We start from the raw sequence: 21,560 nt of genomic DNA, 5'->3' as shown, positions 1-21,560 counted from the left end.
ATACTGCTCTGATCTCTACCAGAAGTTGCACGCCAAACATGGAATCAGGTGCTCGATGACCGACGGGTATGACTGTTATCAGAACGCTTTGGCAGAGCGTGTGAACGGGATCTTGAAGACAGAGTTTCTGCTTCACCGACCTAGAGATCTGGCCGAGGCGATTCGAATGGTCGACGAGTCGATAAGCATCTACAACAGCAAACGTCCGCACCTATCGTTGAAATGCAAAACGCCCGATGCGGTGCATCGGGCGTTTTGAGGGTGAAACAGGTGTAAACCTATTTCAGGACTAGACAGGGCTTGCGGTGAGCTTGGGTGATCCATGACACTGTCAGACCTGCGTGAAGCAATTATTTCGTTGTGGAGGCTGCCGTCATGGCCCACGAACTCTATACCCGTACCAACCAGAAAATTTATTTCGCCGGCTTGTCGCTGGAAGCGCTCGCCAAGGCCGAAGAGGGGCGGGCGATGAACTCCCTGGCGCTGATTCAGGCCGGTCGCGAATCGGCGTTGTTTCACCTGTACGGGGCGCTGTTGGGGCTGTGCCATGAAATCGCCGGTTTCTATCGCTTGCCTCAGGCCAATGCGCCGCGGGCAGAGATGCTGCTGACCCGCGAAGTACTCGAAACCATCGCTATTCCGGAAATGGCCGAGATGGTCGAGTTGGCGCAAAACCCTGAAACCTGGCTGGCCAAGCTGCTGTCGGCTTATGCCGCACTGTTTCAACCGCCTCGTGCTCCACACAAGCCCAAGGGTGATGTGACGCAGCCGCTTATTCTGGCCGTCAACCTGGACGAAGAAGAGGCGCCTGAAGAGCTGAGCCGGGAAGAACTGGAGAGCTGGCGCCAGAATCTGAAAAGCTTGGCGATCCGGTTTCGCGACGGGCTGAACGAGTGCTGAAAGATTGAGTGCTCGGTGAATGGTCCGCTCAAGGAAGCGTGATGTCAGAAATTTCTCTTCGTGATGGCATCTGGTCAAGATCCTGAGCGAAGCTTGGCCGATGCCTATATAATCCCTGCCTTTCGTGGAGAACAGTCCTTTATGCCAACGTCCTTTCTAGAAATTGTCGAGTTACCAGACGGCCGAATCGAGCTGCGTAGGGCCGAGGACGAGGGTTCTCTGGTTACTTTGGATTTCTCCGAGGATGCCAAGGCTTTCCTGCAAGGCCAGCACGTGGAAGTCGCCAAGGCGATGTTGAGCGTCGGTGTTCAGATGGCAGGACGCCTGGTTGAAGGCGAATTTGATAAGGAAGAGGGGCCACGGGTTCTTCATTGATCCCGCCCGTCGGATTTTGCGGATACCTCTACAGACCGGCTTCTCTATCCTTGGAGAAGCCCCGCGCTGTTCAGTGCAAACACTGTTTTGTCAGTTAACCCAACCGAATATTCAGACTTTGCGCATCCCCGGTACGGGCGGCGCTGATCAGCTGTTGCCGCGACGATGTGCTCAACGGGTTTAGCCAGCTGACGACCGTATGGCTGCGGCCAAGTCGTAAAGCTTCACAGGTCAGCTGCTGAGCGCTCTGTGTGCCGCGTGGTTGCAGCAGCAGAATGCGTTCACGGTTCAGGCCGGCGTCTCGCAGCCAGGCCTGGGTCAGGCTGGCGGGCGGGGCGATCAGAGTCAGCCAGCGAGCGTCCTGATCCTGGCTCAGCTCCCTGAGGATTGGTGCCAGAAGGTTCAGGCAGTTCCCGGCCGCGCCACGCAATGACAGCTCGCTGAAGACTTCGGGCTCGGCGCTCCAGGGCGACTCGACCACTTCTTTCAGGATCGGCGCCAGCGGCTGCGCCATGAATGCCTCGAACAACGGCAGTTGGGCTTGCTGTGAAGTGTGTGGGAACTGCATAAAGCCTCCTTTAGCGGCGAATCACGCCGACGCTCAAGCCTTCGATCACCAGTTCCTGATCTTTCAGGTTGACTTCGATAGGGGCGAATTCAGGGTTTTCGGCAATCAGCCAGACTTTGCTGCCGTCGCGCTTGAAGCGCTTGACGGTCACTTCGTCGCCAATCCGCGCCACCACGATCTGACCGTTACGGGCTTCGCGGGTGGTATGGACGGCCAGCAGGTCTCCGTCGAAAATGCCGACGTCCTTCATGCTCATGCCATGGACCCGCAACAGATAGTCAGCGCGAGGGTGGAAGAACGAAGGGTTGATGTTGCAGGATTCTTCGATGTGCTGCTGGGCGAGGATCGGAGCGCCTGCTGCCACTCGGCCGATGATCGGCAGGGTAGAATCGTCGGCCTTGGCTTCGAAGCCGGGGATGCGAATGCCACGGGAGGCGCCCGGGGTCATCTCGATCGCGCCCTTGCGGGCCAGTGCCTTGAGGTGTTCTTCCGCCGCGTTGGGCGACTTGAAGCCCAGTTCCTGAGCGATTTCCGCGCGGGTTGGTGGGTAGCCGTTGTCTTCGAGGCAGCGTTTGATGAAGGCCAGAATCTCTGCTTGGCGTGGCGTCAGCTTTAGCATATTGATCGCTCTGTCTTTTTATACAGTGACTGGGATTATATACAGTGAACCGGTCTTGGCAATGCCCCTTTTTTTGCCGGCCGCTGGACGGTCATTCAGCTCGCCGATTGAAGCGCCAGTGTTGTATGGTTAAATAGCTGACCGACCATTCCCAAAACGAACCCGCCAGACTTGACAAGGCCTGGGCTGAAACGTATGTTTCAAACAAGTGTTTGTCAGGCGGAGTAGCCATGGCCCAGTCGGAAACCGTTGAACGCATTCTCGATGCTGCCGAGCAATTGTTCGCGGAAAAAGGTTTCGCTGAAACCTCGTTGCGTCTGATCACCAGCAAGGCCGGTGTCAATCTGGCGGCGGTGAACTATCACTTCGGATCGAAGAAGGCGCTGATTCAAGCGGTCTTCTCGCGTTTTCTCGGGCCGTTCTGCCTCAGTCTCGATAAAGAGCTGGAGCGCCGTCAGGCCAAACCCGAGAACAAACCGACCCTCGAAGAATTGCTGGAGATCCTCGTCGAGCAAGCCCTGGTGGTGCAACCACGCAGCGGCAACGACCTGTCCATCTTCATGCGTTTGCTGGGGCTGGCTTTCAGTCAGAGCCAAGGGCACTTGCGTCGTTATCTGGAAGACATGTACGGCAAGGTTTTCCGCCGCTACATGCTGCTGGTCAACGAAGCTGCGCCACGCATTCCCCCGATCGAACTGTTCTGGCGCGTGCACTTCATGCTAGGTGCCGCGGCATTCAGCATGTCGGGGATCAAGGCCCTGCGTGCGATTGCCGAGACCGATTTCGGCGTCAACACTTCCATCGAGCAAGTGATGCGTCTAATGGTGCCGTTCCTGGCTGCGGGCATGCGTGCCGAAACCGGCGTCACCGACACCGCCATGGCCGCCGCGCAATTGCGTCCGCGCAGTAAATCGACTCCGGTAGCCGCCAAGGTTTAACCGCACACGGGTGGGCGCGGTGGCGGACATCCGCTAAGCTAGGCGCCCATGCCGACTCTCGTTTTGAACCCCCTCATTGATATCGCCGACCTGCCGGGCTCAGCCCATGGCGGCGAATTCGTGCGAGCCGGGTTTATCGTATTCAAGGAATTTCCATGACTGCTGGCCTGCAAGGCTCGTTGATGGTGGACGTCGCCGGTACCTGGCTGACGTCTGAAGATCGCCAATTGTTGCGCCAGCCCGAAGTGGGCGGCCTGATCATTTTTGCCCGCAACATCGAACACCCGCGTCAGGTGCGCGAATTGAGCGCCGCGATCCGCGCCATTCGTCCCGATCTGCTGCTGGCGGTCGACCAGGAGGGCGGTCGGGTTCAGCGGCTGCGTCAGGGCTTCGTGCGACTGCCCGCCATGCGCGCCATCGCCGACAACCCAAATGCCGAATACCTGGCCGAACAGTGCGGCTGGATCATGGCGACCGAAGTGCTTGCGGTCGGTCTCGACCTGAGCTTCGCCCCGGTGCTGGACCTGGATTACCAGCGCAGCGCCGTTGTCGGCACCCGTTCGTTCGAAGGTGATCCCGAGCGCGCTGCCTTGCTCGCCGGTGCATTCATCCGCGGCATGAACAGCGCCGGGATGGCTGCCACCGGCAAGCATTTCCCCGGTCATGGCTGGGCCGAGGCCGATTCCCACGTTGCGATTCCCAACGACGAGCGCAGCCTCGAAGAGATCCGCGCCAACGACCTGGTGCCATTCGCGCGATTGAGCAAGCAATTGGCCGCCGTCATGCCGGCCCACGTTATTTATCCACAAGTCGATTCCCAGCCTGCCGGCTTCTCCCGTCGCTGGTTGCAGGACATCCTGCGCGGCGAGCTGCAGTTCGATGGCGTGATCTTCAGTGACGACCTGTCGATGGCCGGTGCGCACGTGGTGGGCGATGCCGCCAGTCGCATCGAAGCGGCATTGACCGCCGGTTGCGACATGGGCCTGGTGTGCAACGACCGTGCGGCTGCCGAGTTGGCTTTGAGTGCCGCCCAGCGGTTGAAGGTCAAGCCTTCGGCGCGTATCGCGCGGATGCGTGGGCAGGCGTACGCCAGCACCGAATACCGTCAAGACCCGCGCTGGCTGACGGCCGTCGGCGCGCTCAAAGAAGCTCAATTGATTGATTAAGGACTTTTCGTTATGACGGTTTACGCGATTATCGGTGGCACCGGCCTGACTCAACTCGAAGGCTTGAGCATTCGTCAGTCATTGGCGGTGGACACCCCTTACGGTGCGCCTTCGGCCGAGGTGCAGATCGGTGAGTACGCCGGCAAGGAAGTGCTGTTTCTCGCACGTCACGGCCACCCGCACCGCTTCCCGCCGCATCAGGTGAACTACCGCGCCAATCTGTGGGCCTTGAAGCAGGCCGGAGCTGAAGCGATTCTCGCGGTCAACGCCGTGGGCGGGATTCATGCCGCGATGGGCACCGGGCATTTCTGCGTGCCGCATCAATTGATCGACTACACCAGCGGTCGCGAACACACCTATTTCGCCGATGACCTGGAACACGTTACACACATCGACTTCAGCTATCCCTACAGCGAACCCCTGCGTCAGCGATTAATCGCGGCGTTGGCGGCTGAAGGCGTCGGCTATAGCAGCCATGGCGTGTACGCCTGCACTCAAGGGCCACGTCTGGAAACAGTTGCTGAAATCGCGAGGCTGGAACGTGACGGTTGCGACATCGTCGGCATGACCGGTATGCCAGAAGCTGCATTGGCGCGTGAACTGGAACTGGACTATGCCTGTCTGGCGCTGGTGGTGAACCCCGCGGCGGGCAAATCGACGGCGGTCATTACCATGACCGAGATTGAACAGGCACTGCATGATGGCATGGGCAAAGTGAAGTCGACGCTGGCGCGGGTATTGAAAGGCTAAGCTCGACACTCTCGAGCGCCAGTCTCGACGGGCTGCTGGCGAGCAATCGGTTGTTGATCGATGCGGCGATGCCGGCCATCGACTATCTGGCCGATCGCCAAGGCAAGGAAGGGCTGATCATCCTCGCCAATTCCGACGCCACCATCCTCGCCGTCGAAGGTCGCGCCGACCGTCTCAAGGGCAGCGGCCTGCAAGACATCACCCTTGGCGCAGGGGCATGGTCTGGCCGTCGGCGGCCTCGACCCAGTCACCGCCAATGAGCATGCGCGGTGCGCGCTGGATGAACGCCGAGGTGGCGGGAAGCAGATAAGGGAGGGGCATGGCAAGACCTCTTGTTGTGCGTGAAAACGGGGGCTTGCTCAATGTTTGGCAATGGCTGTGCCAAGTGCCGGGAAGGGGCTGATCGCCCAGTGTCGGCGGGGTTTTGAGTGATGCGAGGGGGCGGGCGACTCGCTTGGAGGTGTCGCAAATCGCGACAGCCCGATGAGACGACGAGCAACCTGTCACAGCCTTGAGACACCCGCTAATGAGGATTAGAATTTTCAGGCTAAAGGGTGAAATGACGGAGCATTTGCCCGGCATCCATCTGGCGTGAGGGAGGTAGCGATGTTCCTATCACCCCTGGAAATCCAAAACATCATCGAGCAAAGTTTTCTGCCCGCCGTGTGCACCTGTAGCATGGAGGCAGACCAGTTCCTGACGATTCGGGTCTGCGATTGCATGACCGGCAAAGTGGATCTGGTGGCCACTCACGTACCGGTATGGACACTGGACAGTCCCCATGCAATTGCATCGCTGGTGGCTGATATGCGGTTGGAAATCGAGGCTCACAAAGGCGTTCACCCGACGTTCTACAGCTGAACCGATGTCACGCCGCACCTGTCGATGGTGCGGCGTGCGTCTGTCATGTCAGGACGGGATTTTTCGGGAAATCTCATCGAACGTGTCGTTGTCTACAGCCGCAAGCAACCTTCTTCCATCCTTGAGTGTGGCCAGAAAGGTTACCTCGGTTTCCTTGCCAGCCAACATGAAGCCGGCAATTGCGCCGATAGGCCCCAGCAACATGGCCCCCGCCACGCCGAAGCCGATGACATCCTTGATGTTGTTGATCGAATCCTCGTTGGCCACTTCTACACTCTTGAACAATGAGAGCGGGAGGGTGATGCCGGGCCACGGGTGAAGCGACGTCCTGAGCGTGAAAACGCCGTCTGTGTACTCTCCATCACCCTGCAGAAAGTCCCCCGCCAGGACCGTTATGCTTGCCATGTTCTTACCCTCTGACTGGCAATCGGTGAACCCACATTTCGCGCCTGCACTGCAGCATCGTCAATCGCCGGGCGATGAAGTGTTCCAGCCGGGGGCCTCTATGCTTGTCTCACACTGCAACAGGTATCGCGATATTAGACGCGGGCGATCTCGTTCAGACGCGCCCATAAGCCAGTTATTTCAAGTAACTGATTGATTTTTATAGTGATCGTTAAGCTGGCACGCGGCGGCCTCAAGAACGCCGCAGCATCAAGCCTCAGGCACCGGGCAACTCAAATCCCCTTCCTTACACTTCAAGTAAGTCTTGAATGCTTCGACCCGCGCCTTGGTCAGCGCCGTGGTGCAGTTGCTATAGATCAGCGGGTAAACACTGCCTCCCTCCACTCCGGACGCCGAGAACTTGCACTCGGCATCGCGAAACGCAATCCATGAGCGCTGGGCACCGACCAACAGCTTCTTGGCGTCAGGGCTGTCCTTCAATCGCGTGGTGATCTGCTGGTAAAGCGCATTCAGCTCCTTGTCGGCCGCTTTGTTCTGCTGCGCCGCGCACTGATTCATCGTTGTCTGGTCGGTGGCGTTGTCGCAGTCGACGGCATGCGCAAGAGGGGTGAACAGCAGCGGCGTCAGTGCCAGGAGCAAGCGTGGGTGCATGGGAATTCTCGCTGTGACAATTGAAAAGAGGAGGTTGCAGTGTAGCGAAGACGCAGGCTTCAGCTTGTAGAAAGGGCGCCTGAAGCCGCGAGTAACTGGTCCGCACAAACCTGGATGTCAGCGCGCCTGTGCAACTTCGCCAGCCAGCCTTCAGGGATGGCCTGCGCACCATAGTGAGCCCCGGCCAACTGACCGACGATGGCGGCAGTGGTATCGGCGTCGTCACCCAGGTTCGCGGCTTCGAGGATGGCGGCTGCAAAACTGTCAGTGTGGTGAAAGCACCACAAGGCCGCTTCCAGTGATGCAACACAGTAGCCGCTGCCCCGGATATCGTCTTTGGACTTGTCGAGGTAGTCGCCTCGGGCGATGGCCATGACTTTTGGTTCCAGGAGTATTGTCTCTGGCAGGCGCTGCAAATCCGGCTTGGTGGCGCCTAGCAATGCCTTGCGGAGCAGTTCGGCAAGCAACTGACAGCATTCAAGTGCCTCCGGCGCGGCATGGGTAGTACGCGAACTGTCTACGGAAAACGTCCTGATCCGGTCGCGGTCGGGAAAGTAGTACAAGACTACCGGCGCCAGCCGCATCAGCGAACCGTTGCCCGCCGTGTCGGGATCGGAGGAGCCTGCGAATGGCTGACCGGTTTTCTGATAACGAGCCAGCGCGTCACGTACGGTCATGCCAATGTCGAAGCATTCGCCGGTCGAACTCTGGTAACCCCATTGCCACCAGTTGAGGTAACGGCCCATCTGGTCAGCCGCATCAAAACCTTTTTTGTTCAGCAGACTTTCAGCCAGGCAAAGTGCCATGGATGTGTCATCGGTCCATTGCCCCGGCTTCAGATTGAACGGGCCGCCGCCAACCATATCGGTCAGGGGCTCGAACGAGCCGCGTGGCTGGAATTCGACACTGGTGCCGATAGCATCTGCGCAAGCAAGCCCAAACAGGGTTGCGCGATAACGCTCCGTGAGTGAAGGCTGCATGAATCTTCCTTGTAAGGTTGCACGTCGTTGCAAACGTTAGCAGTTTCAATCCGTTGACTGTGCCTTTCAAACCAGAACTTATGGCCAAAATCGAGGCCGAATATTTCAGGTACGGTTGATTGCATCAGCCGTTTGATACAACTTTTAGGTTGGTCTTCTGGTCTTTACGGGCCTACTGTTCAATACAGGAGGTGACTTATGAACCCAGCATCAGATCGCATCGAAAGGAAGATCCTGCTCAAGGCGCCGCGCTCGCGGGTCTGGCGCATGCTGGCCAATGCCGAAATGTTCGGACAATGGTTCGGCGTGGCACTCGAAGGCAAGCGCTTTGTCGCCGGCGAGTGGACCCAGGGACAGATTACGTATCCTGGTTATGAGCACTTGTTGTGGAATGTACTGGTGGAGCGGGTCGAGCCGGAGCGGGTGTTTTCGTTTCGCTGGCACCCGTATGCGGTGGAGCCGGAAGTCGATTACTCTCAGGAGCCCACCACGCTGGTGAAATTCGAACTCCAGGACATGGACGAAGGCACGCTGTTGACGGTCGTCGAGTCCGGTTTCGATCACGTTCCCCAGTCGCGCAGGCTCAAGGCTTTCCGCATGGACAGCCGTGGCTGGGATGAGCAGATGAACAACATCGAACAGTTTCTGGCAGAAAACACCAAGGCCCACGAGCGTCAGGGAAGTTGATGGCTGCAAGCCGCGAAATTCGCGGCTTCGGCCCATGATGGTTGATACGTCCAAGGGTTTTCGGAAGGGTGGCTATAGCGAATGTCTTACACGCGGTAGTAGCTATATCGTCTATTGCTGATTGGATCCGAAGCGTAATCTAGCCCCATCAACTGAAGCACAGGAAGTGCTCAGGGTCACGGATGATCGACCATAAGCAAGGATTGCTGCCGACAGGGAGTCGATATGGTCTTGGGAAAACCCGCTTCGGCGGGTTTTTTTTCGTCTGCAGGAAACTGCGACCGATCTCCCGTACCTGTACCCGTACTAGTAGCAGCTGCCGAACGCAGCCTTCGGCAGCTGCTACGGGGGCTGCTTTCAGGTGCTGAGTGGTCAATGGCTTACACGCAGCCGCTGTTATGTCGTCTTTTGAAGCTTCGCCAATGTGTTTAATCTGGATCCATCAACTGAACACAGGACGTGTTCAGGATCACGGATGATCGACCATACGCCAGGATGGCTACCGACAGGATGTCGTAATGGTCTTGAGAAACCCGCTTAGGCGGGTTTTTTTATGGGTGTCAGAAAAGTCCGTCAGATGTCCACGACTTCACGCAGAGTCTCCAGGGCGCGCTTCAACACGTCGAGGCTGATCGATCCCATGGCCACCCGCAGTGCAGGAGGCACATGAGTGGTCGTGGCAAAGGGATCGGCGCTGGTCACCTGCACGCCTTTACGTTCCAGCTCGGCAACCACCGTTTCGGCCCGCAAGCCTTCGGGCAATCTGAGCCAGAGGTAGTAGGAAGCGGGATGCGCCACCAGTTCGCAGTTTTTCAGGATCTGCCGAGCAAGGTCCTGTCGCTGCCGGGCGTCCAGGCGCTTTTGCTCTTCGAGGTTGTCGACTTCGCCGCTATCGATCCAGCGGCAGGCCAGCGCGACGGTCAGCGACGGGGTGCTCCATGTCGACACGCGGATGGCTTGCTCCAGCGCCGGCATCATCGCTTTCGGTGCAACGATGAAACCGATGCGCAGGCCCGAGGCAACGCTTTTCGACAGGCCGCTGATGTACAGCGTGCGCTGCGGGGCCAGGGTAAACAGCGGTTTGGGTGCCGGTTCTGCGAGGAAGGCATAGGCGCCGTCTTCGATGATCAGAAAGTCGTAGCGTTCGGCCAATTGCACCAGGCGTTCACGGTCGGCGATGGACATCACCGTCCCCAGCGGGTTGTGCATCGTCGGCATGCTGTAGAGCGCCCGCACGGGGCGCCGCTTGCACAGCGCTTCCAGGGCGTCGAGGTCAGTGTGCCCGGCGATTTGCGGGAGGGCTTCGAGGTCCAGCCGATGGGCCTGGGCCAGGGTTTTCAGGCCGGGGTAGGTGAGGGCGTCGAGGGCCAGAATATCTCCCGGCTTGAGCAGTGCCATCAGCGTCACGGCAAGACCTTGCTGGGCGCCGTTGACGATCAGCACCTGATCGCCCCCCACCCGAATGTCCCGATTGCGTAAATGCCGGGCCGCCGTCTGCCGTTCATGCGGCCGCCCGCCCTGAGGCGCGGAATGCAATAGCGCATCGATATCCCCGGAGGCGGCAATCGCTCGCAAACCCTCGCGCAATAACTCGTCCTGACCGGGTACCGACGGGTAATTGAAGGTCAGGTCCACCGTGCCGATGCCCAGTGGTTGCTGTTCCAACCCCAGTCCGCGAGGCAAGGACGTGTCGCGCACAAAGGTGCCACGGCCGGTCTCGCCGACCACCAGGCCGATCGCCTCCAACTCGTGATAGACCCGCAAAGCCGTGGCCAGGGCGATCCGTTCGCTCTGCATCAACGCGCGAATGGTCGGCAGTTGCGTGGCGGGTGGCAGTTCACCGCTGCGAATCTTCCCGGCGAACTGATCCACCAGGCGTTTGTAGCGAATACGAGTCATGGGTGAGCGCTCTTTGTATCTGGATCAATTTTTTGTTTGTATCAGATTGGCGCTCTAATCTACAGGCTTTCCAGGACGGAGACTTCGCTGTGATTGACCCTGCGACCTTATCGATTTTCGTCGGCGCGGTGATGCTGTTGCTGCTGTCACCCGGACCGAACATGGCCTTCGTAATCAGCCATGGTGCCAGTTATGGCTGGCGCGGCGGTGTGGCGTCGGGATTGGGCATTGGCCTGGCCGATCTGATCCTGACGGCGCTGACCGCGATGGGGGTTACGGCACTGGTTGCCAGTTGGCCACCGGCCTTCGACCTGATCCGTTATGCCGGCGTTCTGTACCTGCTGTGGCTGGCGTTCAAGGCGTTGCAAAAGCCATCGGCCAGCGGCACGTCGGATGTTGCGCAGGTGCCGCTCAAGACCCTGCTGATCCGGGCGATGCTCAACAGCCTGCTGAACCCCAAGGCCTTGCTGTTTTTCATGGTGTTCCTGCCGCAATTCGTTAACGCGCAACGAGGCTCGATTGCCGTACAGCTGGTGCTGCTGGGCATGGTGCTGACCTTGGTCAGTGGCGTGTTTCACACCCTGCTCGGGGTTTTCGGCAGCACGGTCAGCCGGCGTATTTCCAGCACGTCGACATTCGCCACATGGCAGTCATTGGGGCTGGCCGCGGTATTGCTGTTGCTCGCCGTCCGGCTGGCCCTGATGACACGTCCGGCCTGACTCATTCACTGAAAAGGAACCTCTGCATGTACATCGCATCGTTTATCTACAAACCCGGGCAACGAGACGAGGAGTTCAACCTGTTGAGCACGTTGATCGACGAAGTCGCGATCAGCATCGAAGGGTTCGTCGGTACCCAGTCCTGGTGCTCGGCCGATGGCGAACTGGTCAACGCCAGTTACTACTGGCAGGACGAAACCTCTATCCGGGAATTCGCCAGCCACCCCAGGCACCTGGAGGCCAAGCGCCAGTACCGCAAGTGGTATGCGGGTTATCAAGTGGTGATCGCTAAAGTGGAGCGGGCTTATGGCGATGACTCGTTCGAGCTGTTTGTGCCGAATGGCCGGCCTGAATGACTGGCTGCGGGGGGATAGCCCCCCGCGGCCATCTCTTTCACTGGAGGTCGAGTTTCGCCGCTGCACGTTCGGTGATTTCCGTACGTAATTTCAACGACCCGGCAGCACGTTTACGGGCTTCCTCCAGCACGCCGGCTGGCGCTGTCTCGGGGCTGCCCGAAGCAAACGGCGGTGCCGGGGCGTATTCCAGCTGCAATTGCACCAGTTGCGCGGTGTCCTTATCGAACAATTCAGCGGCCAGGGTCAGGGCAAAATCGATTCCCGCGGTGATCCCGCCACCGGTCAGCAGATTGCCGTCGCGCACCACCCGATCCTTCACCGGGATCGCCCCCAACAGCCCGAGCAACTCGTGATACGCCCAGTGCGTGGTGGCGCGCTTGCCCTTGAGCAGCCCTGCCGCGCCAAGCACCAGGGCACCGGTGCAGACCGAGGTGACATACCGCGCCGTGGCGGCCTGAGTCTTGATGAAGGCCAGGGTTTGTTTATCCTCCATCAATGGGCCGACGCCGCCACCTCCGGGAATGCAGATCACATCCAGCGGCGGGCAATCGTCGAAGGTGATGGTCGGTTTCAACACCAGCCCGGTACTTGCGGTGACGGGCGCCAGGTCCTTCCAGATCAGGTGCACCTTCACGTCCGGCAGCGAGGCCAGCACGTCATAAGGGCCGGTCAGGTCCAGTTGTTGAACCTGTGGAAACAACAGTAAACCGATCTGCAACGTCATGGCGTTTTTCTCCTGATTGGGGTGGACGGCTTCACTGTAGGCTCGTAGGATTTGGCGAATACGCCAATAACCCCACGAATTACGCCAATCATGCCAAACCACCCGAAAACCATTCATGTGCTGGCCTTCGCCAACGTGCAAGTGCTCGATGTCACCGGGCCGTTGCAGGTGTTTGCCTCGGCCAACGACATTGCCCGCCAGCAAGGTCTGCCGCCGCCCTATGCACCGTCAGTGATTGCCAGCGGTGGCGGGGCGGTGATGTCGTCGGCGGGGTTGGCACTGTTGGCAGAACCGCTGCCGGATCGGGGCAGCGACACCTTGATCATTGCCGGTGGCTGGGGCGTTTACGCGGCAGCGCAGGACGCGTCGCTGGTGGCGTGGGTGCGTGAGCATGCGCGAGATTGCCGGCGGGTATCGTCGGTGTGTACCGGGGCGTTTTTGCTGGCGGCCAGCGGCTGGCTTGATGGTCGACGGGTGGTGACGCACTGGACCCGCTGCGAGCAATTGGCGCAGCAGCATCCCAAACTGCAGGTCGAACCCAACCCGATCTTCATCAACGACGGTCCGGTCTGGACCTCGGCCGGGGTTACCGCGGGCATTGACCTGGCGCTGGCCATGGTCGAACAAGACCTCGGCCGAACCATGGCCCTCGAAGTCGCCCGGCAACTGGTGGTGTTTCTCAAGCGTCCGGGGGGCCAGTCGCAGTTCAGCGTGACCCTGTCTTTGCAGAAAGAAGGCAACCGATTCGACGAGCTTCACGCCTGGATCAGCGAAAACCTCACCAAGGACCTCGGCATCCCGACCTTGGCGTTGCAGGCCGGGATGAGCGAGCGCAGCTTCGTCCGTCACTACCGCGCCGATACTGGCCAGACCCCGGCGCGGGCCATCGAGCTGATTCGGGTCGAGACCGCGCGACGACTGCTCAGCGACACCGGCGTACCGATCAAACGGGTCGCGATGCAATGCGGGTTTGGTAGCGAAGAGACCCTGCGCCGCAGTTTTCTGCGGGCCATGGGCGTGACACCGCAGGCTTATCGCGAGCGGTTTTCCGTCAGCCCTTCAGCAGATCCAGTATTGCCTTGAGCGTCGCCTCGGGCGCTTCCTCGGGAATGTTATGCCCGACGCCCGCCAGCACTCGGCGTTCGTAAGGGCCGGTAAAATGCCCGGCGTCTTCATCGACTTCAGGCGCGGGCCCCACACCGTCATCGGCACCGCACAGGGAAATTGTCGGCACGCTGATTGCCGGTTGTCGGGTCAGCGCTTCTTCCATCCATTCCAGCGCTGGGTCGCCGGGCGCATACATGAACCGGTGCCGGTACGAGTGAATTACTACGTCGACGAAATCCGGATTATCGAAGGCTGGCGCGCTCAAGGGATATCGTTCGGCATTTTGCGCCCAGGTCGGTGACCACAGGCGCCAGAGCAGTTCGCACAGGGCCCGGCGGTTTTGGGTCAAGCCTTCCACGCCGCGCGGGGTGTGGAAGTAATACTGATACCAGAGACGATGTTCAGTCAGCGGATCCAGAGGCTGGGTGGAGCGGGGGATGTTCTGCAGGTTGTAACCGTCCCCGGTCACCAGGCAGCGCACCCGCTCCGGCCTTAGCGCCGCGACAATGCACGCCGCCCGACCGCCCCAGTCATAACCGCACAGCGCGGCCTGTTTGATGGCGAGGGCGTCCATCAGGTCCAGCAAATCCTGGGCGAGGGCGGCCTGCTGGCCAGAGCGCAGGGTGGCGGGGGAGTTGAAACGGGTCGGGCCGTAGCCGCGCAGGTACGGAACGATCACGCGGTAGCCCTTTGCGGCGAGGGTTGGGGCGATGTCGTCGTAGGCGCGTGGGGAGTAGGGGAAACCGTGCAGAAGAATGATCGGGTCGCCGGTGCTGGGGCCGTGTGTTTCGCAGGCAATATCGAGGTTTGGCGTCAGGACATGTTGGGTCTGCATTCGATGCTCCATGGGCTGTCTATCAACGGCTGATTCAGATCGACCCGGGCTCTTTCCTCAGGCTTCCACGTCCATCTGATTGAAGTACTTCGACCGATCCGGCGTAAATGTCACGACCATTTTGGTCCTGGAACAGGTCAACGCCCGTTCTGCGCTCAGATCAATATTCAGATCTTCCCCGCGTAATCCTTGCCATTGGGCGAGGTATTTGAGGGATCCGTATTTTTCGAGTTTCTTCAGGCTGCGGCTGACGCCACCTTTCCAACCCAGCACCGGGAGTTCGCCGGTGAGGCATTGGTGGGCGAGGTCGGGGAAGCGGGCGGCGCGCTGACGGCCGATTTCCCAGCATTTGATCAAGCCTTTGTCGGGGCCTTCCCACAGTTCAGTCCGATTCAGGCCTGATCGGAGTGGGACGTTGATGCTGCGATGGATGCGCTGGGTCATTCTGGTTCCTTGAATTCGGGTTTTGTTGGACAGCTCCGCTGTGCCCGTTGAGCGTGGATGGTAGGGATGGATGTAGGTGCTGGCAACAAGGTATTTCCGGATGTAGGAATCAGTGACCAAGTGTTGATTGGGCAGTTTTGTTTAGTAAATGTAGGTGTTCGACCTACACGATCCTGTGGCGAGGGTGCCTGCCCCCGTTCGGCTGCGCAGCAGTCGCTGAGCCAGTAAATACGGTGCTTCTGGAGGAATGTGGTTGCAGATTTCAGGGCCGCTGCGCGCCCCAACGGGAGCAAGCTCCCTCGCCACAGGAGGTCAGCCCTGCCAGGCAGAGTGTGTTTAAGTTCACCGCGGGTAGGTCTTGATCCTACAAAAAGTGTCGTAAAAGTGGATATTTCCGACGAGTTTTGGCGGTTGTTGGTTAGGAAAGGGAGCCGATAGGCTTTGGGGGTCGTTGCAAATTCAGCGACCGGGCGTCGCAGTCCGTTCAGTTCATTTGGTGCATAATCGCCGCCGCCCAACCAACGCTCCTTCGGAGTGTGTCGTTTGGTCTTATGGTGGCTGTGCGCGGGATACCTTCGGGTATGCCGGGTTTCCAAATGACTCGGTCTGCGACCCCGCGTACAGCTGCCTCCCTCCATCGCGTCGCAGCGATCAGTGGCAGCTCAACTTCTCATTTGGAGTGTCACCATGTTCAAAGCCACACCGAATCCCCCAGAAACCGACGACGTTTCGCCCTATGAATCCCTCGATTCGAAAAAACTCCACGACGCTGCCGAACGCGCGCTCGACCACTACCTCAAACCCACCCCGAAAAAAACCGAAGGTCGTAAGCCAAGCAGGATGTTTCTGGTTGCGCCGGATATGGATAACGAAAGTCTGCTGGCCCATGTCTGCGAATCACTGGCCTCAGCCAGCGTCATGACCAGCGACATTGCCGCTTATGTCGACGCCCCACAGCGGCATACGCTCCTGGCGATTCAGCAAGTCATCATGCTGGCCGAGCTGGCAGTGAATCGGGTGCTGGATAACGTCGACGTACCGAAGCCTGCGCCACACAGCTGATCCCTCGTCATCGCGAGCAAGCTCGCTCCCACATTGGACTCGAATTGAACCCGGTTCCGTGTAGGAGCGAGGCTTGCCCGCGAAGCAGTCACCTCAGTCTCAAGGCTGCCAGAAGTTCTTCTCCCCACTCAACTTCCGATCCAGAAAGCTCGCCGCGCTGATCAGCGCCAGGTGCGTCAGTGCTTGTGGTGTGTTGCCCAAGTGCCGCGCGTGGCTGTCTAGCTCTTCGGCGTACAGCCCCAGCGGGTTGGCGTACCGCATCAATTGTTCGAACTCCAGGTGCGCCTTTTCTATCTGGCCGGCGCGGGCCAGGCATTCGACGTACCAGAACGAGCAGGCGGCGAAGGCGCCTTCGGTGCCGGGCAGGCCGTCGATCTGGCTGTCGTCGTTGCGGTAGCGGTAGACCATGCCCGCGCGCACCAGGTGTTTTTCGATGGCTTCGAGGGTCGCGATCCAGCGCGGATCCTTGGCGCTGACGAAGCGCACCAGCGGCATCAGCAGCATCGAGCCGTCGAGGCCGGTGCCGCCGATGTGCTGGACGAAATGCCCGCGTTCTTCGTTCCAGAAGTTGCTCCAGATGTCGGCGTAGATCGCTTGACGGGTCTGGTCCCAACGGGCAAAAGGGGCGGGCAGCGAGCGTTTGGAGGCCAGCCGGATGGCCCGATCCAGCGCCACCCAGCACATCAGTCGCGAGTGCAGGAAATGATGCTGCTCGCCGCGCATTTCCCAGATGCCAACGTCCTTTTGCTGCCAGGTTTCGCAGACCTGATCGACCACTTCCACGGTGTGTTTCCAGCCCTCATGGGAGATCGCCTCACCGTACTTGTTGACCAGGTACACCGCGTCCATCAGCTCGCCGAAGATGTCGAGCTGGATTTGTTCGTAGGCCTGATTGCCGATGCGCACCGGCGTCGCGCCGCCATGGCCGGACAGGTGCGAAAGTTCGGTTTCCGGCAGTTCCTGGCGGCCATCGATGGCGTAGAGAATATTGAGTTTCATCGGTTTACCCCGGCAATCACTGACCCTGCCGCGCAGCCAGCGCATGTAGGCGTTGGCTTCCTCGACGAAGCCCAGGCGCATGAAGGCGTAGACGGTGAACGAGGCGTCGCGGATCCAGGTGTAGCGGTAGTCCCAGTTGCGTGTGCCGCCAGGTGTTTCCGGCAGGCCGAAGGTGGCGGCGGCGAGGATGGCGCCGTGTTTGCGCGAGGTCAGCAGCTTCAGCGCCAGGGCCGAGCGATTGACCATTTCCCGCCAGCGCCCGCGGTAATTGGACTGGCCGATCCAGTTGCGCCAAAACTTCAGGGTGCGCTCCAGGCACAGATCGGCGGCGCCTTCCTTGAAGCGCGGATCGTCAACGCCGCCGAGCAAAAACTCGGCGCTCTGGCCCTGTTCGAGGGTGAATTCGGCAATCGCTGCGTTGCCCTCGACGCGCAAGGGCTGATCCGCACACAGCTGCATGGGCGGCTGACCGGTGGCCTCGAAATACACACTGCGGCCGCGCGCCCGCGCCTTGGTGTGAGCCCGCGCATAGTCATGACGCAGGTTGCACAACATCTGAATCGTCGCTTGACCGCTGACCACGCGCACCCGGCGCATCAACATCGGCAAATCATCCTCGCTGTCGCCGATGGGCAGCAGGTCGGTGACTTCGACCACCGCATGATCGCTGAGCCAGCGGGTTTGCAAGACGTTGGTGTCGGGCAGGTAAATCTGCTCGCGGCGGGCGTCGGGCAAGTCCGGAGCCAGTTGGAAGATGCCGGCTTCGGGGCTGTCCAGCAGCGAGCAGAAGATCGACGGGCTGTCGAATTCCGGCCAGCAGAAAAAGTCCACGCTGCCCTTGTCGTTGACCAGCGCCGCGCTGCGCATGTCGCCAATGATGCCGTGGGCGTCGATCGCGCTTTGTCGTTCGGAAGGATCAGCCATTGCCGTGGAACTCCGGGGACTGAAGGTCTAACCAGCTGACTGGTTTAAGCCACAGAGAGTTCATTTGGCGCCGAACCGGCCTTCACACTCAACCAATAATTCGACGCTTTCTCCCAGGCGGGATTTATCGGCGCCGACTAATTTGCGCCGCTTGCGGGTCGTCTTCCCCTACAGACGACTTTTCGAGGTAAACGTGGTGACCAAGCTGACCCTGCTGTGCCTGCCGTATTCTGGCGCCAGTGCCATGGTCTACAGCCGTTGGCGACGCAAGTTGCCGCAGTGGCTGCAGTTGCAACCGGTAGAGCTGCCGGGGCGGGGCGTACGGTTCGGCGAACCGCTGCACACCGACATGCGCGCGCTGGCGATGCAATTGGCCAGGGAGTTGCGTTCGACGCTCAAGGCGCCCTATGCACTGTTTGGCCATAGCCTGGGCGCCTTGCTCGCGTGTGAACTGGCCCACGCCTTTCGTGCGCTGGGCTGCCCGGAACCGGTGGCGCTGTTTGCCTCGGGGACGGCGGCGCCAACAATGCGGGCCGATTACGATCGCGGCTTTGCCGAGCCGAAAACCGATGCGCAGTTGATCGAGCAGCTACGAACGCTCAATGGCACCAGCGAAGAGGTGCTGGCCAATGAAGAGCTGATGAGCCTGACACTGCCGATTCTGCGTGCGGATTTTCTATTGTGTGGGCGTTTTCAGCCGGTGCAGCGGCCGTTGCTCAAGTGCCCGGTGCATGTGCTGGGTGGCAAGGCCGACAAGGCCACCACCGAACAGTTGATCGGCTGGAGCAGGGAAACCCTCGGCAGCTTTTCGGTGGACATGTTGGCCGGTGGGCACTTCTTCATTCATGAGCACGAAGCCAAGGTGCTGCGGGTGATCAAGGATCAGCTGGAGGTTCACCATCGGCGGCATGCCTTGGCGGCTGTCGGTTAACACGATGCTTCAGTTTGGTGATCTCTGTGGCGAGGGAGCTTGCTCCCGCTGGGTTGCGAAGCAACCCTAAAACCTGCGACCTCGCTGTGTCAGGAATACCGCATTCGCCGGTTTACGACTGCTGCGCAGCCGAGCGGGAGCAAGCTCCCTCGCCACAGGTCTGTGTTCGGCCGTCATTTCTTCGCCGCACCGCCGATTCCAGCCGCTTCGATCTTCCTTCCTGATACTTGTTCTCAAGTGCTAATTTTTCCGGTCTGCATTCGTTTCATAGGGACGACGTGCCTTTGTGCTTCCTGCCTACTGATCTGGATGCTAAGAAATGAATGCTGAAGACTCCTTGAAACTTGCTCGCCGGTTTATCGGGTTGCCCCTGGAAAAGCGCCAGATGTTCCTTGCGGCCTTGCACAAGGAGGGCGTGGACTTCGCCCGTTTTCCGATTCCGCAAGGGGTCGAGGCCGAGGACCGGCAAGCGCTGTCCTACGCCCAGCAGCGCATGTGGTTCCTCTGGCAACTGGACCCGCACAGCGGCGCCTACAACTTGCCGGGCGCAGTGCGCCTGACCGGGCAACTGAACCTGCCGGCCCTGGAGCAAGCGTTCGCCAGCCTGGTGGCGCGTCATGAAACCCTGCGCACGGTGTTCCAGCGCCAGGCCGACGAGTCCCTGCAACAGGCACCTGCCAGTGCGCCGTTGGTGATCGAGCAAATTGATTTCAGCGCGCTGCCAACCCTTGAGCGCGAACAGGCCGTGGCCGAGGCCGCCCAGCAGCAATCGTTGCTGCCGTTCGATTTGGCCGTCGGGCCGCTGCTGCGGGTCAAGCTGCTCAAGCTCGCCGAGCAGGAGCACGTGCTGCTGCTGACCCTGCACCACATCGTTTCTGATGGCTGGTCGATGAACGTGTTGATCGACGAGTTCATCCGCTGCTACGACGCCCATGATGCCAGCGTGCAACCGCAGCTCGCGCCGTTGCCGATTCAATACAGCGACTATGCCTTGTGGCAACGCCGCTGGCTGGAAGCCGGGGAGCAGGCGCGGCAGTTGGAATACTGGCAAGCCCAATTGGGCTTCGAGCATCCGGTGCTGGAGCTGCCCACCGATCACCCGCGCCCGGCGATGCCCAGCTATCGCGGCACGCGTTATGAGTTCGGCGTCGACGGCCCATTGGCCGAGCAACTGCGAGCCACCGCGCAGAAGCACAACATCACCTTGTTCATGCTGTTGCTTGGTGCGTTCAACGCGTTGCTGCACCGTTACACCGGGCAGACCGACATCCGCGTCGGCGTGCCGATCGCCAACCGCAATCGCGGCGAAATCGAAGGCCTGATCGGTTTCTTCGTCAACACCCAAGTGCTGCGCACCCGGCTCGATGGCCAGACCCGCGTGGCGGATTTGCTCAGTGACATCAAGGAAACCGCCCTCGGCGCCCAGGCCCATCAGGACTTGCCATTCGAGCGGCTGGTGGAAGCGCTAAAGCTGGAGCGCAGCCTCAGCCATACGCCGTTGTTCCAGGTGATGTACAACCATCAGCCGCAGGTGGCGGACATTTCCACGGTGACCACCGCCTCAGGCCTGGAGCTGGGCGTGATCGAATGGGAAGGGCGCACCACCCAGTTCGACCTGACCCTGGACACCTATGAAAAGGCCGGCACACTGCATGCCGCGCTGACCTACGCCAATGACCTGTTCGATGCGCCGACCATCGAGCGCATGGCGCGGCACTGGACCCATTTGCTGCACGGCATGGTCAACGACAGCCAGCAGCGCATCAGCGATTTGCCGATGCTTGAAGCCGAGGAATACCAACGCATCGTCCATGACTGGAACCGCGCTGACGAAGGTTTCGCCGATGATCTGTGCATCCATCAATTGATCGACCGCCAGGTCGCCGCCCAACCGGATGCGCTGGCGGCGACCTTCGCGGCCAAACAACTGACTTACGGCGAACTCGACAGCCGCGCCAACCAACTCGCCCACAAACTGATCGAGTTGGGCGTGGGTCCGGAAGTGCGGGTCGGCGTGGCGATGCAGCGTTCCGACAGCCTGCTGGTGGCGTTGCTGGCAGTGCTCAAGGCCGGCGGCGCCTACGTGCCGCTGGACCCGGATTACCCGGCCGACCGCGTGGCCTACATGCTCGAAGACAGCCGTGCATTGGTGCTGCTGACCGAGCAGGCCGTTGCGGCAACATTGAGCATCGCTGCCGAGACACAAGTGTTGTTGATGGACAGCGCCGAGCCATGGCTGGCCACTTACCCAAGCAGCGCACCGGTGACCGGCGTCACGCCGGATAACCTGGCCTACGTGATCTACACCTCCGGTTCCACCGGCAAGCCCAAAGGCGTGGCCATCACCCATCGCAACGTGCTGGCGCTGATCGACTGGTCGCAGTCGGTGTACAGCCGCGACGATATTCAGGGGGTACTGGCCTCGACCTCGGTGTGTTTCGACCTGTCGGTGTGGGAGCTGTTCGTCACCCTGGCCAACGGCGGCTCGCTGATCATCGCCCGCAACGCCCTGGAGCTGCCGCAACTGCCGGCGCGGGATCAGGTGCGCCTGATCAACACCGTACCGTCGGCGATCAATGCGCTGCACAGTGCCGGGCAGATTCCGCCGGGCGTGCGCATCATCAACCTCGCCGGTGAGCCGCTGAAGCAGTCGCTGGTCG

24 protein-coding genes and 1 pseudogene (1 of these 25 cut by a window edge) are annotated in these 21,560 nt (G+C 60.2%); 15 read left to right on the top strand and 10 right to left on the bottom strand.

What is annotated here, in order from left to right; all coding sequences use genetic code 11:
• The 3 genes from F475_RS14105 to F475_RS14095 all read left to right on the top strand — a co-directional run.
• Positions 1–259 (top strand): integrase core domain-containing protein (locus F475_RS14105; RefSeq protein WP_146602935.1); only part of this gene is annotated, 259 nt, incomplete at its 5' end.
• Positions 260–375: 116 nt separating this feature from the next.
• Entirely contained in the window at positions 376–900 is a 525-nt protein-coding gene (locus F475_RS14100) for a DUF6586 family protein (protein WP_105339558.1), read from the top strand.
• Positions 901–1,041: 141 nt separating this feature from the next.
• Positions 1,042–1,275 carry a hypothetical protein gene (locus F475_RS14095; protein ID WP_007933173.1) on the top strand — a complete coding sequence of 78 codons (234 nt, stop codon included), beginning with the start codon at positions 1,042–1,044 and terminating at the stop codon, positions 1,273–1,275.
• Between the two features lie 94 nt (positions 1,276–1,369).
• Here F475_RS14095 and sulA read toward each other — a convergent pair whose 3' ends face one another.
• Positions 1,370–1,843 carry an SOS-induced cell division inhibitor SulA gene (gene sulA / locus F475_RS14090; RefSeq protein WP_018925320.1) on the bottom strand — a complete coding sequence of 158 codons (474 nt, stop codon included), beginning with the start codon at positions 1,841–1,843 and terminating at the stop codon, positions 1,370–1,372.
• A gap of 10 nt (positions 1,844–1,853) precedes the next feature.
• The gene (gene lexA, locus F475_RS14085; RefSeq protein WP_026286346.1) at positions 1,854–2,462 is read right to left on the bottom strand and encodes a transcriptional repressor LexA; all 609 of its coding nucleotides are present in this window, start codon (positions 2,460–2,462) and stop codon (positions 1,854–1,856) included.
• Between the two features lie 230 nt (positions 2,463–2,692).
• Here lexA and F475_RS14080 point away from each other — a divergent pair, with 230 nt between their 5' ends.
• The 5 genes and pseudogenes from F475_RS14080 (at position 2,693) to F475_RS14060 (ending at position 6,177) form a co-directional block, all read left to right on the top strand.
• Positions 2,693–3,400, top strand: a complete 708-nt coding sequence (locus tag F475_RS14080; protein WP_018925321.1) for a TetR/AcrR family transcriptional regulator — start codon at positions 2,693–2,695, stop codon at positions 3,398–3,400.
• A gap of 155 nt (positions 3,401–3,555) precedes the next feature.
• Positions 3,556–4,566, top strand: coding sequence for a beta-N-acetylhexosaminidase (nagZ, locus tag F475_RS14075; protein WP_019579917.1), 1,011 nt, complete (start codon positions 3,556–3,558; stop codon positions 4,564–4,566).
• Positions 4,567–4,578: 12 nt separating this feature from the next.
• A complete protein-coding gene (locus tag F475_RS14070) occupies positions 4,579–5,316 on the top strand; it encodes an S-methyl-5'-thioinosine phosphorylase (protein ID WP_111454165.1) in 738 nt (245 codons plus the stop codon).
• An 11-nt stretch (positions 5,317–5,327) separates the two neighbouring features.
• Positions 5,328–5,552, top strand: a pseudogene (locus F475_RS14065) (sigma-54-dependent Fis family transcriptional regulator); the annotation flags it as partial.
• A gap of 370 nt (positions 5,553–5,922) precedes the next feature.
• Complete coding sequence (locus F475_RS14060; RefSeq protein ID WP_018925324.1) at positions 5,923–6,177, top strand: DUF1652 domain-containing protein; 255 nt, start codon at positions 5,923–5,925, stop codon at positions 6,175–6,177.
• Positions 6,178–6,225: 48 nt separating this feature from the next.
• Here the strand turns inward: F475_RS14060 and F475_RS14055 are convergent, their stop codons facing one another.
• The 3 genes from F475_RS14055 to F475_RS14045 form a co-directional block, all read right to left on the bottom strand.
• Entirely contained in the window at positions 6,226–6,582 is a 357-nt protein-coding gene (locus tag F475_RS14055; protein ID WP_018925325.1) for a hypothetical protein, read from the bottom strand.
• 249 nt (positions 6,583–6,831) lie between these two features.
• A complete protein-coding gene (locus F475_RS14050; protein WP_018925326.1) occupies positions 6,832–7,233 on the bottom strand; it encodes a lysozyme inhibitor LprI family protein in 402 nt (133 codons plus the stop codon).
• A gap of 59 nt (positions 7,234–7,292) precedes the next feature.
• On the bottom strand, positions 7,293–8,213 hold the full coding sequence (locus F475_RS14045; RefSeq protein WP_111454163.1) for an ADP-ribosylglycohydrolase family protein: 921 nt from the start codon (positions 8,211–8,213) through the stop codon (positions 7,293–7,295).
• Between the two features lie 198 nt (positions 8,214–8,411).
• Here F475_RS14045 and F475_RS14040 point away from each other — a divergent pair, with 198 nt between their 5' ends.
• Positions 8,412–8,900 (top strand): SRPBCC family protein, encoded by a 489-nt coding sequence (locus F475_RS14040; protein ID WP_018925328.1) that lies wholly within the window; start codon positions 8,412–8,414, stop codon positions 8,898–8,900.
• A 573-nt stretch (positions 8,901–9,473) separates the two neighbouring features.
• On the opposite strand, the gene F475_RS14035 is transcribed toward F475_RS14040, so the two are convergent.
• Positions 9,474–10,799 carry a PLP-dependent aminotransferase family protein gene (locus F475_RS14035; protein WP_111454162.1) on the bottom strand — a complete coding sequence of 442 codons (1,326 nt, stop codon included), beginning with the start codon at positions 10,797–10,799 and terminating at the stop codon, positions 9,474–9,476.
• 89 nt (positions 10,800–10,888) lie between these two features.
• On the opposite strand from F475_RS14035, the gene F475_RS14030 reads away from it, so the two are divergent.
• Positions 10,889–11,518, top strand: a complete 630-nt coding sequence (locus tag F475_RS14030) for a LysE family translocator (RefSeq protein ID WP_018925330.1) — start codon at positions 10,889–10,891, stop codon at positions 11,516–11,518.
• A gap of 26 nt (positions 11,519–11,544) precedes the next feature.
• Entirely contained in the window at positions 11,545–11,874 is a 330-nt protein-coding gene (locus F475_RS14025; RefSeq protein ID WP_111454161.1) for an antibiotic biosynthesis monooxygenase, read from the top strand.
• A gap of 37 nt (positions 11,875–11,911) precedes the next feature.
• Here the strand turns inward: F475_RS14025 and inhA are convergent, their stop codons facing one another.
• Positions 11,912–12,598, bottom strand: a complete 687-nt coding sequence (gene inhA / locus F475_RS14020) for an isonitrile hydratase (RefSeq protein WP_111454160.1) — start codon at positions 12,596–12,598, stop codon at positions 11,912–11,914.
• 90 nt (positions 12,599–12,688) lie between these two features.
• Here inhA and F475_RS14015 point away from each other — a divergent pair, with 90 nt between their 5' ends.
• The gene (locus tag F475_RS14015) at positions 12,689–13,681 is read left to right on the top strand and encodes a GlxA family transcriptional regulator (protein ID WP_111454159.1); all 993 of its coding nucleotides are present in this window, start codon (positions 12,689–12,691) and stop codon (positions 13,679–13,681) included.
• Here the strand turns inward: F475_RS14015 and F475_RS14010 are convergent.
• Both F475_RS14010 and F475_RS14005 read right to left on the bottom strand, forming a co-directional pair.
• Positions 13,650–14,540: an alpha/beta fold hydrolase gene (locus tag F475_RS14010; RefSeq protein ID WP_111454158.1), complete on the bottom strand. Its 891-nt coding sequence runs from the start codon at positions 14,538–14,540 to the stop codon at positions 13,650–13,652. The genes F475_RS14015 and F475_RS14010 overlap by 32 nt on opposite strands.
• A gap of 57 nt (positions 14,541–14,597) precedes the next feature.
• Positions 14,598–14,984, bottom strand: coding sequence for a hypothetical protein (locus F475_RS14005; RefSeq protein WP_111454157.1), 387 nt, complete (start codon positions 14,982–14,984; stop codon positions 14,598–14,600).
• A gap of 687 nt (positions 14,985–15,671) precedes the next feature.
• Here F475_RS14005 and F475_RS14000 point away from each other — a divergent pair.
• Complete coding sequence (locus tag F475_RS14000) at positions 15,672–16,046, top strand: DUF6124 family protein (RefSeq protein ID WP_086945112.1); 375 nt, start codon at positions 15,672–15,674, stop codon at positions 16,044–16,046.
• Between the two features lie 99 nt (positions 16,047–16,145).
• On the opposite strand, the gene F475_RS13995 is transcribed toward F475_RS14000, so the two are convergent.
• A complete protein-coding gene (locus F475_RS13995) occupies positions 16,146–17,969 on the bottom strand; it encodes a glycoside hydrolase family 15 protein (protein ID WP_111454156.1) in 1,824 nt (607 codons plus the stop codon).
• Positions 17,970–18,162: 193 nt separating this feature from the next.
• Between F475_RS13995 and F475_RS13990 the strand changes: the two genes are divergently transcribed.
• A complete protein-coding gene (locus F475_RS13990; RefSeq protein WP_111454155.1) occupies positions 18,163–18,900 on the top strand; it encodes a thioesterase II family protein in 738 nt (245 codons plus the stop codon).
• Positions 18,901–19,219: 319 nt separating this feature from the next.
• On the top strand, positions 19,220–21,560 hold the start of the coding sequence (locus F475_RS13980; RefSeq protein WP_111454154.1) for a non-ribosomal peptide synthetase. 10,031 nt of this gene lie beyond the right edge of the window; the window shows 2,341 of its 12,372 coding nt (coding positions 1–2,341); it begins with the start codon at positions 19,220–19,222; its stop codon lies beyond the right edge, outside the window.

It is taken from the genome of Pseudomonas sp. URMO17WK12:I6 (genome assembly GCF_003253625.1).
Taxonomy (GTDB): Bacteria; Pseudomonadota; Gammaproteobacteria; order Pseudomonadales; family Pseudomonadaceae; genus Aquipseudomonas.
This window is presented reverse-complemented; position numbering and strand designations above follow the sequence as displayed.

Bases quoted from the DNA above. Each gene is read 5' to 3' on its own strand.
- F475_RS14080 (WP_018925321.1), top strand. From the start codon at position 2,693: ATGGCCCAGTCGGAAACCGTTGAACGCATTCTCGATGCTGCCGAGCAA.
- lexA (WP_026286346.1), bottom strand. From the start codon at position 2,462: ATGCTAAAGCTGACGCCACGCCAAGCAGAGATTCTGGCCTTCATCAAA.
- F475_RS14055 (WP_018925325.1), bottom strand. From the start codon at position 6,582: ATGGCAAGCATAACGGTCCTGGCGGGGGACTTTCTGCAGGGTGATGGA.
- F475_RS14050 (WP_018925326.1), bottom strand. From the start codon at position 7,233: ATGCACCCACGCTTGCTCCTGGCACTGACGCCGCTGCTGTTCACCCCT.
- F475_RS14035 (WP_111454162.1), bottom strand. From the start codon at position 10,799: ATGACTCGTATTCGCTACAAACGCCTGGTGGATCAGTTCGCCGGGAAG.
- F475_RS14100 (WP_105339558.1), top strand. From the start codon at position 376: ATGGCCCACGAACTCTATACCCGTACCAACCAGAAAATTTATTTCGCC.
- F475_RS14005 (WP_111454157.1), bottom strand. From the start codon at position 14,984: ATGACCCAGCGCATCCATCGCAGCATCAACGTCCCACTCCGATCAGGC.
- F475_RS13995 (WP_111454156.1), bottom strand. From the start codon at position 17,969: ATGGCTGATCCTTCCGAACGACAAAGCGCGATCGACGCCCACGGCATC.
- F475_RS14040 (WP_018925328.1), top strand. From the start codon at position 8,412: ATGAACCCAGCATCAGATCGCATCGAAAGGAAGATCCTGCTCAAGGCG.
- F475_RS14060 (WP_018925324.1), top strand. From the start codon at position 5,923: ATGTTCCTATCACCCCTGGAAATCCAAAACATCATCGAGCAAAGTTTT.
- inhA (WP_111454160.1), bottom strand. From the start codon at position 12,598: ATGACGTTGCAGATCGGTTTACTGTTGTTTCCACAGGTTCAACAACTG.
- nagZ (WP_019579917.1), top strand. From the start codon at position 3,556: ATGACTGCTGGCCTGCAAGGCTCGTTGATGGTGGACGTCGCCGGTACC.
- F475_RS14025 (WP_111454161.1), top strand. From the start codon at position 11,545: ATGTACATCGCATCGTTTATCTACAAACCCGGGCAACGAGACGAGGAG.
- F475_RS14045 (WP_111454163.1), bottom strand. From the start codon at position 8,213: ATGCAGCCTTCACTCACGGAGCGTTATCGCGCAACCCTGTTTGGGCTT.
- F475_RS14010 (WP_111454158.1), bottom strand. From the start codon at position 14,540: ATGCAGACCCAACATGTCCTGACGCCAAACCTCGATATTGCCTGCGAA.
- F475_RS14000 (WP_086945112.1), top strand. From the start codon at position 15,672: ATGTTCAAAGCCACACCGAATCCCCCAGAAACCGACGACGTTTCGCCC.
- F475_RS14070 (WP_111454165.1), top strand. From the start codon at position 4,579: ATGACGGTTTACGCGATTATCGGTGGCACCGGCCTGACTCAACTCGAA.
- sulA (WP_018925320.1), bottom strand. From the start codon at position 1,843: ATGCAGTTCCCACACACTTCACAGCAAGCCCAACTGCCGTTGTTCGAG.
- F475_RS14015 (WP_111454159.1), top strand. From the start codon at position 12,689: ATGCCAAACCACCCGAAAACCATTCATGTGCTGGCCTTCGCCAACGTG.
- F475_RS14095 (WP_007933173.1), top strand. From the start codon at position 1,042: ATGCCAACGTCCTTTCTAGAAATTGTCGAGTTACCAGACGGCCGAATC.